Source organism: Blautia obeum ATCC 29174 (assembly GCF_025147765.1).
Lineage (GTDB): Bacteria > Bacillota > Clostridia > Lachnospirales > Lachnospiraceae > Blautia_A > Blautia_A obeum.
This window is the reverse complement of sequence record NZ_CP102265.1, coordinates 1,365,001-1,378,827: the sequence shown is the minus strand read 5'-3', so window position 1 is coordinate 1,378,827 and position 13,827 is coordinate 1,365,001. Positions and strand designations below refer to the sequence as shown.

The following is a 13,827-nucleotide window of genomic DNA, read 5'->3' as shown; positions in this document are numbered from 1 at the left end:
AATTTCCTCCCATTATCAATGTTTATCAATGTGAATTTCACCTGTGAATCTATCTGAAATTATAATAGAAGATCGACTTTTGTCAACCCTTGTCCTTTCAAAAATCCATACAAATAAATTCATTTACCCAAACAAAAAATTTGAAATTTTTTTCACAAAAATTATTGACATCCTGATTTTTTTGTGTATACTACATCACATAAGCAACGGCGCTTTGGATTAGATTCCAAGGCGCCTTTTTTGTTTATCTGAGGATAATAAGATTAATGGAATCGAAAGGAGATTTTAATTATGGCACAGAGCATTCCTGAACTTTACGGCAGTCTTGTTTTTAACGACAAGATCATGCGTGAGAAATTACCGAAAGATATGTACAAAGCGCTGAAAAAAACAATTGAGAACGGCACTCATCTTGAACTTGATGTTGCCAACTCCGTAGCAGTTGCCATGAAAGAATGGGCACTGGAACATGGCGCTACTCATTATACTCACTGGTTCCAGCCAATGACTAACTTTACAGCAGAAAAACATGATAGTTTCATTTCTCCTACTGTTGATGGTCAGGTTATTATGGATTTTTCCGGTAAAGAACTTGTAAAAGGTGAACCAGATGCATCCAGCTTCCCATCAGGCGGTCTTCGTGCCACATTCGAAGCAAGAGGATATACTGCATGGGATCCTACTTCACCGGCATTTATTAAAGACCGTACACTTTATATCCCGACAGCATTCTGTTCTTACAGTGGCGAGGCACTGGATAAGAAAACACCTCTTCTTCGTTCCATGGATACCTTAAATAAAGAAGCTGTAAAAATTCTTCGTCTTCTCGGAAATACCGAAGTCAAACATATCAACACAACCGTAGGTCCTGAACAGGAATACTTTTTGGTAGACAAAGATCTTTATAATAAGAGAAAAGACCTGATCTTCTGTGGACGTACACTGATCGGTGCTCCGGCTCCAAAAGGCCAGGAAATGGAAGATCATTATTTCGGAACTCTGAAGCCTCGTGTATCTGCTTATATGCATGATCTTGATGAAGAGCTCTGGAAACTTGGAATTCCGGCCAAAACAAAACATAATGAAGTTGCTCCTGCTCAGCATGAGCTGGCTCCAGTATTTGATACAACAAACGTTGCAGTCGATCATAACCAGCTGACAATGGAAATCATGAAAAAAGTCGCTGCCAAGCATAATATGGTATGCCTGCTTCATGAAAAACCATTTGAAGGTATCAACGGAAGTGGTAAACACAACAACTGGTCCATGAGTACAGATACCGGTGTCAACCTTCTTGATCCTGGTAAAACACCTGCTGAGAACACACAGTTCCTGGTATTTCTTGTAGCTGTTATTAAAGCAGTTGATGATTATGCAGATCTGCTCCGTATTTCTGTTGCAAGTGCAGGAAACGATCATCGTCTTGGTGCTAACGAGGCTCCGCCGGCAGTTGTTTCTATCTTTCTGGGAGATGAACTGACAGAAGTCCTCAAAGCCATTGAAAACGATGAATTCTTCGTTGGACACAGTGCTGTTCAGATGGATATCGGTGCAAAAGTACTTCCTCACTTTGTAAAAGACAATACAGACAGAAACCGTACTTCACCATTTGCATTTACCGGAAACAAATTCGAATTCCGTATGCTCGGTTCTTCTTCTTCTGTTGCAAACCCGAACATCATTCTCAACACAGCCGTTGCAGAATCTCTGCGTCAGTTCTATGAGAAACTGAAAGATGTTCCTGCAGATGAAATGGAATCTGCCGTACATGAATTACTGAAACAGACAATCATCGACCACAAACGTGTTATCTTTAATGGAAACGGTTATACCGATGAATGGCTGGAAGAAGCCAAAAAACGTGGTCTTTATAATCTGGTATCCACACCGGATGCACTGCCGCACTTCATCGATGAAAAGAATGAAAAACTTCTTACAAGCCATCATATTTTCACAGACGCAGAGCTGCATTCCCGTTATGAGATCAAAATGGAAAACTATGTAAAAACCCTTCACATTGAAGCAAATACACTGGTTGAGATCATTCAGAAAGATCTTCTTCCAAGTATTACTACATATATGGAAAAACTTGCTCAGACAGCATCTCTCAAGAAATCTGTTGTTCCGGGTATCTCTGTATCCGCAGAAGCATCTCTTCTGTCCAGACTGACTGAGCTTGCCGAAACAATGACCAAAGATCTGGAAGCACTGAAGGCAGATACTGCAATGGCAGAATATGAGGTTGACAAAGATCTTCTCAAGAGTGCAAAACTCTACCAGAGCGTTGTTCTTACCGATATGGAAAAAGTTCGTGTTTCTGCGGATGCAGCTGAAGCACTCATTCCTGATTCTATTCTTCCATATCCAACCTATGGCAAACTGTTATTCTCCATCTCTGACTGAGAATAAGAGAATACATTGATAATTTCACAATGGTAAAACCGGGGGATGTCATTATGAACATGAACTACTTCATAATTCATTATCGATTTCCTCATCCATTAATCACACGATACGAGACATCCCCTGTTTTACATATACATTTGATTCGTAAAGGCGCGAGAATGATTTTTCATCATTCCCGTGCCTTTTCAATTTTATTTTAAGAAACTGTTAAACTGCTAAACTTTTTAAGGGAAAGAGAGGTAACTTTATGGACTATTCATCAGTAAATACAATCTGGGTACTTTTAGGTGCCGCACTTGTCTTCTTTATGCAGGCAGGCTTCGCTATGGTAGAGACTGGCTTTACCAGGGCAAAAAATGCAGGTAACATCATTATGAAAAACCTTATGGACTTCTGTATTGGTACTCCTACCTTCTGGATCGTCGGATTTGGTATCATGTTTGGAGCCGGTAATGGATTCTTTGGAAAGATTGGCGGTATTGCCACAGAAGCTAATTATGGTTCTGCAATGCTTCCTGACGGTGTTCCGTTCTGGGCATTTCTGATCTTCCAGACTGTATTCTGTGCAACATCCGCTACTATCGTATCTGGTGCCATGGCAGAACGTACAAAATTTTCTTCCTATTGTATCTACAGCTTCCTGATCAGCCTGATCGTTTACCCGGTATCTGGTCACTGGATCTGGGGCGGTGGTTTCATCAGCCAGATGGGATTTCATGATTTTGCTGGTTCCTGTGCCGTACATATGGTTGGTGGTGTTGCAGCCTTTATCGGTGCCATCATCCTTGGACCTCGTATTGGAAAATATTCCAAGAGCGGTAAATCAAAAGCTATTCCTGGTCACAACCTTACCATCGGTGCTTTAGGTGTATTCATCCTCTGGTTCTGCTGGTTCGGATTTAACGGTGCATCTACTGTAAGCATGGAAGGTGATGCAATCGTAACAGCAGGTAAGATTTTTGTAACTACCAACCTTGCAGCAGCTGTTGCTACAGTTACTGTTCTTATCATCACATGGGTAAGATACAAAAAACCAGATGTTTCTATGTCACTGAATGGATCTCTTGCAGGTCTTGTAGCTATCACAGCAGGTTGTGATACTGTTTCACCTACATCTGCTGCTATCATTGGTATCATCTCTGGTTTTGTAGTTGTATTCGGTATTGAATTTATTGACAAAGTACTTAAAGTCGATGACCCGGTTGGTGCTGTTGGTGTACATGGTTTAAATGGTGCATTCGGAACTCTCGCTGTTGGTCTTTTCTCAGATGGTACAGGCACAGAATGGAAAGGTCTTCTTGTTGGCGGTGGATTCCATGGCTTCGGTGTTCAGTTTATCGGTATGATCATTACAATCGCATGGGTTGCTGTAACTATGACCATCATCTTCCAGGCAATCAAACATACTGTTGGTCTCCGTGTAACTGCTGAAGAAGAAATCGAAGGTCTTGATTCCAAAGAACATGGTCTTACAAGCGCTTATGATGGATTTGTTGTACATGATACAATGACAGTTCCGACACCTATGGGTGTTGCCAAAAAATCTGTTTCTTCAAATACTTCCGCAAATGTTGCACCTGCTGAAGTTGTTGACACCATTCCTGACCTTCCAAGAGAAGGCGTACATAAACTGACAAAAGTTGTTATCATCACACGTCAGAGCAAACTTGAAGAATTCATGCATGCAATGAACGAAATCGGTGTTACCGGTATCACTATTACAAATGTTATGGGATGTGGTGTACAGAAAGGTGCCCGCTCCTACTACCGTGGTGTTGAAATGGATATGAACCTGCTGCCAAAGATTAAGATTGAGATTGTTGTCAGTCTGGTACCAGTCAAAACAGTTATTGACACTGCTAAAAAAGTTCTTCATACCGGCCAGTATGGTGACGGCAAGGTATTCGTATATGATATCGAAAATGTTGTTAAGATCCGTACCGGTGAAGAAGGATTCGAAGCACTTCAGGACACACAGCCTCTTGAATGATTTCTCGGTAAAAAATATATTGATCCCCCTTTTTAGCACTAAAAAACAGCTCTTCAACTGAAGGGCTGTTTTTCTATGTTTATGATTATATTTCTTCTTTACTATTCTTCTCGGGTAAGCTTTGGAAGATTCCATCTGTAATGTGCCGCAAGGTATCTGACCAATATAACTACTGCTGACGCTCCTACCATTGACACCACTGCACCAAAATTCCGATACAGCACCACACAGACGATTGCTCCCACGATTGAAGCACAGGCATAGATATGTCTCACCAGAATATACGGAGGTACTCCGGCCATAATATCTCGCAGTAATCCACCGCCAACTCCGGTAATCGTTCCCAGAAACACCAGCAGAAACATGTAATCCACATATCCATGTGAAATTCCTGTATTCACTCCTACTACAGTAAAAATTCCAAGACCGATTGAGTCCATAACCAGCATGATCTTATCATATGTTTCACGGTTATGTCCCTGCAGAAACTCTTTTTTTAAATAAAGTATCAGAAACACGATACAGGAGGTAAATGTGGCTACAATGGTATAAATTGGTCTCTGAAACATTGCCGGTGGAACAATTCCTAATATCACATCTCGAACTGCACCTCCGCCTACTGCCGTTGTCACCCCCAGTACGATCACTCCAAAAATATCCATTGCACGATCTACCGCTACCATTGCTCCTGATGCTGCAAATGCAATCGTTCCGATCATTTCCATTATAAAGGTAATAAGCTGTTGATAATCCATATTTTCCCTCTCCAATTTCCCCCATTAATCTTCTTTTTAAGAAGTTCTGAGATTCATTATAACTGCATAAGGAGCAGGATGCAATTGTATATTACAAAGAATTTGTATCGTAATAAATTTTTTTAAATTCTAAAATTTGACATCAAAATCTCGATTTGATATCATAATCATAATTTAAGAATCAGGAGAATTTCAATGAAAACTATTTCTATCAAAGATATTGAGGGCATTCGAATCGGTAATGCCCAAAATTTTACAGGTGGAACAGGATGTACTGTTATTTTGAGTGAAACTGGAATGTGCGCCGGACTGGATGTCCGTGGGGGTGGACCAGCTTCCCGTGAAAGTGAACTCTTAAAGCCATTAGCTGCCGCTCAATCCATTCATGCAGTTCTTCTCGGAGGTGGAAGTGCTTTTGGACTGGATGCTGCTGGAGGCGTTATGCAGTTTCTTGAAGAAAAGGGAATCGGATTTGACGTTGGTGTTACCAAAGTCCCACTGGTATGTCAGTCAGATATTTTTGATCTGACAGTAGCAGATGCTCATGTACGCCCGAACAAAGAAATGGGCTATGAAGCTTGCAAAGGTGCTTACGCAGACAATTATCAGGATGGAAACTTTGGAGTCGGAACCGGTGCTACCGTTGGTAAGTTCAGAGGAATGGACTATTGCATGAAATCCGGTATCGGAAGCTACGCTGTTCAAATTGGTGAACTCAAAGTAGGTGCCCTTGTTGCTGTGAATGCACTTGGCGACATTTATGATTATCACACCGGCAGAATCGTTGCTGGTATGCTTAATGAAGAACGTAGTGGATTTGCAGATACTGCAAAATTACTTTACAGTTCTTATGAAGTACATGATAACAAGTTTGTCGGCAATACTACGATTGGCGCGATCATCACCAATGCAAGATTTGATAAAAGTCAGCTCAGCAAGATTGCCGGTATGGCTCACAATGGTTATGCACGTTCTATCCGTCCGGTTCATACTTCTGCGGATGGTGACAGTATTTATGCATTATCTGTCGGAAACATTGCCGCTGACTGCGACATGGTTGGTACCCTTGCTGCTGATGTTATGTCAGAGGCAATCCTCTCTGCTGTAAAAAATGCTGAGTCTGCTTATGGCTATCCGGTCTGCAAAGATCTTACTTTTATATAAATTAAAAAGGACATAAACAAAAGCCACATCACAGGAGCATGGCAGTAAATCCTGTTGTGTGGCTTTTGCTATGGCATTATTTTGGGCAAAAATTTTGGTTTAATTTAACTAAATATGTGCATAAAAACTGCTTTTGAGGAATTTATCTCTGTCCGAGATAATATTAATTATATTATTATTTGATAAAACTTACGTGCTTGCAGATTTCTTCTACAGCCTTATCTTTTCTCTGATTGAAGATAACTTTGTTCTCTTCAAAAAGGTTACGTCCTTCTGTATCGATAGATACGATCAAAGGTCCAAATTCTTTGACACGGCAGTGCCACAGTGTCTCAGGCATTCCGAGATCTCTCCACTGAGCATCTACGATCTCTTCTACTTCTGTAGCTGCCACAACGGCATTTCCAGCCGGGAATACACAGTGGATTGCTCCGAATTCTTTACATGCACGCTCTGTGTTTTCTTTCATACCACCTTTACCGATGATAACACGAACGCCTGTCTCTCTTACGAATTCATATTCAAATTTTTCCATACGCATACTGGTTGTCGGTCCTACAGATACCATTTCAAACTTGTCATTCTCCAGTGGACGAATGATCGGACCAGCATGGAAAATAGCTGCATCTTTTACATTAACTGGAAGTTCGCGGCCTTCTTCAACAAGACGTCTGTGTGCAACGTCACGACAGGTGGTCATGCTTCCATTTAAATATACGATATCTCCTGCATGGATATCCTTCAGATCTTCTGCTGAGATCGGTGTTGTTAAAATTTTCTTTCCATCTTTCATTTCCAGCATTATAAAGTCACCCCCGAATGTGTTGTGATTGTGTAGTTAAGGTCTTTATCAAAGATAATATGTCCACGTCTGTGGGACCAGCATCCAACGTTTACGGCTACACCAATAGTAGATGGATGTCTTGCTGTGTTTTCGATGTGAACACCCATTACGGAATATTTGCCGCCCATACCCTGTGGTCCAAGGCCGATTGCATTGATTCCGTCTTCAAGCAGTTTTTCCATAGATGCAGCTCTTTCGTTTTCATTGTGACTTCCAAGCGGTCTCATAAGAGCTTTTTTAGAAAGCAGTGCAGCTGTTTCTACAGATGTTGCGACGCCAACACCTACGAGAAGTGGCGGACAAGCATTTAATCCATAAGATGTCATAACGTCCATAACAAATTTTGTCACACCTTCGTAGCCTTCACCCGGCATCAGAACCATAGCTTTTCCCGGAAGAGTACATCCGCCACCAGCCATGTATGTGTAAATTTCACATTTGTCACTGTCCGGAACAATGTCCCAGAATACAGTAGGTGTTCCTTTACCAACGTTTTTACCAGTGTTGTACTCGTCAAATGTTTCTACACTGTTATGACGAAGTGGTGCTTCAAATGTAGCTTTGACTACAGCTTCTTTAAGAAGGCCTTCCAGTTCACCGATGAGTGGGAAGTTTGTTCCACATTTTACCCAGAACTGTAATACACCTGTATCCTGGCAGCTTGGTCTGTTGAGTTCTTTTGCCAGAACCTGGTTTCTCTGCATAGTCTGGTAGATTACTTTTGAAAGCGGACTGTCCTCTTTCTCTGCAAGCTCGTTGATTTTAGCCTTGATGTCGTCCGGCAGCACTTTACCAATATAGGAAACAAAGTTTGCCATATAAGTGGTAAGCTGCTCTACCTGTTCTTTCTTACCCATTTGTTTTTCCTCCTGGTTGATATTATTTGTTAATCATTGATTTTAAATTTTATTATCAAATTCCATTCACATCTCTCATTCTCACGGGAAGAATGGGAAAGCAATTGGAAGAATGATCATACTTACAACAGTTGCAATGATGATAAGTGGAAATCCTGATTTTACATAATCCATGAATTTGTATCCACCAGCACCAACAACCATTGTGTTTGCCGGCATTCCGATTGGTGTTGCATATGCACAGGAGCCACCGATCACACATGCCATCAGTACGGCTCTCGGGTCAGCTCCCATTCCCTGTGCTATAGACAGACAGATTGGAACCATAAGGGCTGTTGTTGCTGTGTTTGACATAAAGTTTGTCAAGATACAGCAGAGAATAAATACAACAAATGTCAGTATGTATGGTGATGGATTTTCACCAAGTGTTCCGATCACTTTGTTGGCAATCAGTTCACCGGCTCCTGTTTCCTGCAAAGCTGCTGCAAGAGAAAGTGTACCCCCAAAAAGAAAGATTGTTTTAAGATCGATGGATTTGAGTGCATCTTTCTCAGAAATAACTCCTGTGAGGATCAGAAGCAGTGCTCCAATTCCACCAGAAATACATAATTTAATACCAATCTTATCTTCAAAAATCATTGCCAACAGAGTCAGCACCAGAATGATCAGTGATAACCACTGTTTCCATGCCGGAACATCACTGAAATCTTTTTCTGTATCAAATGCTCCTTCATCTTTAACATCATGATTTGGAAGAAGTCTGTAGCCAATCGTTGCATAGAATAAAATTCCTACGATTAAAATTGGTAAACCAACGATAGCATATTCGAAAAATCCGAACTTCATATCGATTTCCTGAAGTGCACTCTGTGCGATCAGATTTCCAGGTGCTCCGATCAGAGAAAGATTGCCTCCCATAGCAGCCGCAAATACCAGTGGCATCAGAAGACGGGATCTCTTGTATCCAGATTTTGCTGCGATACCGATTACTACCGGAATCAGAACTGCTGCTGTACCTGTGTTGGATAAAACACCACTCATCAGGCCTACGATTACCATGATCGCAATAATCAGCATTCTTTCAGTTTTTGCAAATTTTGTTACAATACCTCCAATTTTGTTTGCCATGCCTGTCTCAAATAATGCCCCGCCTACGATGAACATGGATACAAACAAGATAACATTACTGTCGATGAATCCTGCAAAAGCTGTTTTTACATCCAACACTCCGGTTACTACAAGACCGATACAGACGATCATTGATGTTACTCCAAGCGGAATCTTCTCAAGTACAAACATGATTACCGCAAAGAGGAGAAACAGCAGCGTAATTGTTGATGGACTCATTACTACACCCTCCTATTTCGTTTTGTATTTTTCAGTAATCATACGGCCGTTCGTTACTGTTTATGTTGTTATTATATCCAGACAGTTCGATATTGTACATTTATAAAAACATATGGTTCCATAGAAAAAAGTTATTGTACTTTGATTCTCAGTAAGATTCCATTGCGAACTTGATTTTGCCATGCTATTATAAAAAATAATTTATGTAACTGAAAACAATATACCTTATTAGGGCATGATATAAAGGGGAATTTCTATATGAAATTAACGCAATTAGAATACTTTTGTGTTGCTGCCAGATATCACAACATCACAAAAGCAGCGAAAGAACTTTTTGTGACACAGCCTTCGATTTCCAACGCAATCAAAGCTCTTGAAGAAGAATTTGGGGTAAATCTATTTTTTCGAAATAATAATAAACTGACGCTTACTCCTGAGGGAGAACTCTTTTATAAGAGTTCTGAAGAATTGCTTGCACACGCAGATTCTGTAGAATCGGAATTTCATGAGATCCGTAAAAAAATCACTCCTATCCGAATTGGGATTCCGCCAATGTTGGGAACTATTTATCTGCCTGAATTATATTTGTCTTTAAAAGAGAACTTTCCTGAAGTAGATTTTCGCCTATTTGAATATGGTTCTATTAAAGCATGTGATCTTGTTCTGGAAGAAAAGCTTGATATTGCAATTGTCAATGCCGAGCAGCCTTCCATTGATAAATGTAATTCTCGCATTATTGATACTGAAGATCTGCTTTTCTGTGTTTCTTCAGATCATCCTCTGGCAAAACAGAAAACGCTTCTTCTCACCATGCTTGCTGACGAGCCACTAATTCTTTTTAATACAGATTCCGTACAGGTAATGACTCTTACCAGACAATTTAAGGCTGTGGGAATAAATCCTCGTATTATCCTGAATACCAGTCAGATCACTACTCTCATCAATATGGTCAAATCTGGTCACATGGGAACATTTTTATATCGTTCTATTGTAGAGGCGCATCCTGATATCGTAGGAATTCCTGTCATGCCTTCAATTGAGCAGCGAATTGGTGTCATCTGGAAGAAAGGAAAATATCAGAATGCTACAACTGAAAAAGTAATTAAATATATTGAAAATTTCTGATTTTTATTCATCCCAGTCTCTGATTGCTCCTGGAGGACAGACCTCAGCACATGCACCGCAATGCCGGCATTTATTCTGATCGATAAATGCCGGTTTTTTATATACGTCGATACAATGTTCCGGACAGACTTTAACGCATAATCCACAATTAATACAGTCTGTATTTATATAATATGTAATTTTCTCTGTCATTTTCTCTTAATCTCCTTTTGTTTCTCTATATGCATTAGTATACATCTTTTTTCCGAAATATAAAAGAAAAGCCGGAAACGCTGATTTTTAAGCATTTCCGGCTTTTCTTAGAGCAGGGGATGAGAGAATCGAACTCCCACCAAAGGTTTTGGAGACCCCTATCATACCATTTGACCAATCCCCTATATAAGAAAATGTGACTATCGCTAGTCACCTTCTTTATCAATTTATCGTATCTTCAAAACCACATACATGTTGACAACCAACCGAATCAATTCTGACCATGCTTTTTGGTCAAGCCCTCACCCTATTAGTAGCAGTCAGCTCCATGTGTTACCACACTTCCACCCCTGCCCTATCGACCTCGTCGTCTTCAAGGGGGTTTACTCCTTTCGGATGGGATATCTCATCTTGAGGGGGGCTTCACGCTTAGATGCCTTCAGCGTTTATCCCTTCCGGGCTTGGCTACCCGGCTATAGACTTGGCAGTCTAACCGGTGCACCAGCGGCCCGTCCATCCCGGTCCTCTCGTACTAAGGACAGCTCCTCTCAGATATCCTACGCCCACGCCGGATAGGGACCGAACTGTCTCACGACGTTCTGAACCCAGCTCGCGTACCGCTTTAATGGGCGAACAGCCCAACCCTTGGGACCTACTACAGCCCCAGGATGCGATGAGCCGACATCGAGGTGCCAAACCACTCCGTCGATGTGAACTCTTGGGAGTGATAAGCCTGTTATCCCCAGGGTAGCTTTTATCCGTTGAGCGATGGCATTCCCACTTAATACCACCGGATCACTAAGCCCTACTTTCGTACCTGCTCCACCCGTCGGTGTCGCAGTCAAGCTCCCTTCTGCCTTTGCACTCTTTGGATGGTTTCCGTCCATCCTGAGGGAACCTTTGGGCGCCTCCGATACCCTTTCGGAGGCGACCGCCCCAGTCAAACTCCCCGTCTGGCATTGTCCCACCGCCGGGTCACGGCGGCTGGTTAGAAACCCAATACTGCAAGGGTGGTATCCCAACAGCGGCTCCTCGGCAACTGGCGTTACCGATTCTCAGCCTCCCACCTATCCTGTACATGCAGTACCGGATCCCAGTACCAAACTGGAGTAAAGCTCCATGGGGTCTTTCCGTCCTGGCGCAGGTAACCAGCATCTTCACTGGTACTTCAATTTCACCGGATGCATTGTCGAGACAGCGCTCAAATCATTACGCCTTTCGTGCGGGTCGGAACTTACCCGACAAGGAATTTCGCTACCTTAGGACCGTTATAGTTACGGCCGCCGTTTACTGGGGCTTAAATTCAAAGCTTCGCTTGCGCTAACCTCTCCTCTTAACCTTCCAGCACCGGGCAGGCGTCAGCCCATATACCTCACCTTTCGGTTTCGCATAGACCTGTGTTTTTGCTAAACAGTTGCTTGAGCCTATTCTCTGCGGCCTGCTCTCGCAGGCACCCCTTCTCCCGAAGTTACGGGGTCATTTTGCCGAGTTCCTTGACAATGCTTCTTCCGCCGGCCTTAGGATTCTCTCCTCATCCACCTGTGTCGGTTTACGGTACGGGTATGGTATGAACAATAGCGGCTTTTCTTGACGCACAGCTCACGGACTTCATTACTAAACTTCACTCCGCATCACGTCTTCCCATTGCCGCACGGTTTTTCCAATGCGGCTGGTACCTCGCTTGCACCGGGATCCCATTCCCGGCTTCCGCTCTCTGCACGTGTCCCCACAGTTCTGTCATATCATAGTACAGGAATCTCCACCTGTTGTCCATCGGCTACGACTCTCGTCCTCACCTTAGGCCCCGACTTACCCAGGGCAGATCAGCTTTACCCTGGAAACCTTGGATATTCGGCCTAGAGGATTCTCACCTCTATCTCGCTACTCATTCCGGCATTCTCTCTTCCATGCAGTCCACAGCTCCTTACGGTACTGCTTCGTCCCGCATGCAATGCTCCTCTACCGATCCTTTCGGATCCCTTAGTTTCGGTGGTGCGTTTCAGCCCCGGACATTTTCGGCGCAGGACCTCTCGACCAGTGAGCTATTACGCACTCTTTGAATGAATGGCTGCTTCTGAGCCAACATCCTGGTTGTCTTCGAAATCCCACATCCTTTTCCACTTAACGCACACTTTGGGACCTTAACTGAAGGTCTGGGCTCTTTCCCTTTTGACTGCCCAACTTATCTCGTGCAGTCTGACTCCTGGTAAGCAATTACACGGCATTCGGAGTTTGATATTCTTCGGTAGGCTTTGACGCCCCCTAGGAAATTCAGTGCTCTACCTCCGCAAATCTCTACCAAGGCTAGCCCTAAAGCTATTTCGAGGAGAACCAGCTATCTCCGGGTTCGATTGGAATTTCTCCCCTATCCACACCTCATCCCCACCCTTTTCAACGGATGTGGGTTCGGTCCTCCACTGCCTCTTACGGCAGCTTCAACCTGGACATGGATAGATCACCCGGTTTCGGGTCTGCCCCCACTGACTCTGGCCCTCTTAAGACTTGGTTTCCCTACGGCTCCGCACCTCCGGTGCTTAACCTTGCCAGTGAGCGCAACTCGCCGGACCGTTCTACAAAAAGTACGCGGTCGTGCATATAAAGCACTCCCACAGCTTGTAGACACAGGGTTTCAGGTTCTCTTTCACTCCCCTCCCGGGGTCCTTTTCACCTTTCCTTCACAGTACTATGCGCTATCGGTCACTAAGTGGTATTTAGCCTTAGGGGGTGGTCCCCCTTACTTCCCGCAGGGTTTCTCGTGTCCCGCGGTACTCTGGATCCTGCTCAGTCTGCTCTGTTTTCGTCTACGGGGCTTTCACCCTCTCCGGCCGGCTTTCCCAAAACCGTTCCACTAACATTGCAGAATCTTAAATGCAGTCCGTAACCCCGGTGTGCACGCACACCGGTTTAGGCTCTTCCGCGTTCGCTCGCCGCTACTTACGGAATCGAGTTTTCTTTCTTTTCCTCCGGGTACTTAGATGTTTCAGTTCCCCGGGTTCCCCTCCATACGTTATGGATTGGCGTATGGATACATGAGGTTTGCTCATGTGGGTTTCCCCATTCAGAAATCTCCGGATCAATGGATATTTGCTCCTCCCCGAAGCTTATCGCAGCTTATCACGTCTTTCTTCGGCCCTTAGTGCCAAGGCA

At 43.2% G+C, this 13,827-nt stretch carries 9 protein-coding genes, 1 tRNA gene and 1 rRNA gene (1 of these 11 only partly in view); 4 read left to right on the top strand and 7 right to left on the bottom strand.

Annotated elements, in window-relative coordinates; genetic code table 11:
* Window positions 1-291 precede the first annotated feature (291 nt).
* Both NQ503_RS06565 and NQ503_RS06560 read left to right on the top strand, forming a co-directional pair.
* Complete coding sequence (locus NQ503_RS06565) at window positions 292-2,403, top strand: glutamine synthetase III family protein (protein WP_005426368.1); 2,112 nt, start codon at window positions 292-294, stop codon at window positions 2,401-2,403.
* 250 nt (window positions 2,404-2,653) lie between these two features.
* Entirely contained in the window at window positions 2,654-4,396 is a 1,743-nt protein-coding gene (locus NQ503_RS06560; protein WP_005426364.1) for an ammonium transporter, read from the top strand.
* A 101-nt stretch (window positions 4,397-4,497) separates the two neighbouring features.
* Here NQ503_RS06560 and NQ503_RS06555 read toward each other — a convergent pair whose 3' ends face one another.
* Entirely contained in the window at window positions 4,498-5,151 is a 654-nt protein-coding gene (locus NQ503_RS06555; protein ID WP_005426362.1) for a trimeric intracellular cation channel family protein, read from the bottom strand.
* A gap of 195 nt (window positions 5,152-5,346) precedes the next feature.
* On the opposite strand from NQ503_RS06555, the gene NQ503_RS06550 reads away from it, so the two are divergent.
* Window positions 5,347-6,315: a P1 family peptidase gene (locus NQ503_RS06550; protein WP_005426360.1), complete on the top strand. Its 969-nt coding sequence runs from the start codon at window positions 5,347-5,349 to the stop codon at window positions 6,313-6,315.
* A 175-nt stretch (window positions 6,316-6,490) separates the two neighbouring features.
* On the opposite strand, the gene ttdB is transcribed toward NQ503_RS06550, so the two are convergent.
* The 3 genes from ttdB to NQ503_RS06535 form a co-directional block, all read right to left on the bottom strand.
* Complete coding sequence (ttdB, locus tag NQ503_RS06545) at window positions 6,491-7,117, bottom strand: L(+)-tartrate dehydratase subunit beta (protein ID WP_005426353.1); 627 nt, start codon at window positions 7,115-7,117, stop codon at window positions 6,491-6,493.
* A complete protein-coding gene (ttdA, locus tag NQ503_RS06540; protein ID WP_005426351.1) occupies window positions 7,117-8,016 on the bottom strand; it encodes a L(+)-tartrate dehydratase subunit alpha in 900 nt (299 codons plus the stop codon). The genes ttdB and ttdA overlap by 1 nt, the downstream gene beginning before the upstream one ends.
* An 81-nt stretch (window positions 8,017-8,097) precedes the next feature.
* Window positions 8,098-9,363, bottom strand: a complete 1,266-nt coding sequence (locus NQ503_RS06535) for an SLC13 family permease (protein ID WP_005426349.1) — start codon at window positions 9,361-9,363, stop codon at window positions 8,098-8,100.
* 258 nt (window positions 9,364-9,621) lie between these two features.
* Here NQ503_RS06535 and NQ503_RS06530 point away from each other — a divergent pair, with 258 nt between their 5' ends.
* Complete coding sequence (locus NQ503_RS06530; RefSeq protein ID WP_005426347.1) at window positions 9,622-10,488, top strand: LysR family transcriptional regulator; 867 nt, start codon at window positions 9,622-9,624, stop codon at window positions 10,486-10,488.
* A 3-nt stretch (window positions 10,489-10,491) separates the two neighbouring features.
* Here NQ503_RS06530 and NQ503_RS06525 read toward each other — a convergent pair whose 3' ends face one another.
* From NQ503_RS06525 to NQ503_RS06515, 3 genes are all read right to left on the bottom strand, one after another.
* Window positions 10,492-10,680, bottom strand: coding sequence for an indolepyruvate ferredoxin oxidoreductase subunit alpha (locus tag NQ503_RS06525; RefSeq protein WP_005426345.1), 189 nt, complete (start codon window positions 10,678-10,680; stop codon window positions 10,492-10,494).
* 113 nt (window positions 10,681-10,793) lie between these two features.
* Window positions 10,794-10,864, bottom strand: a tRNA-Trp gene (locus tag NQ503_RS06520).
* A gap of 105 nt (window positions 10,865-10,969) precedes the next feature.
* A 23S ribosomal RNA gene (locus tag NQ503_RS06515) occupies window positions 10,970-13,827 on the bottom strand; it runs 28 nt beyond the window's last position.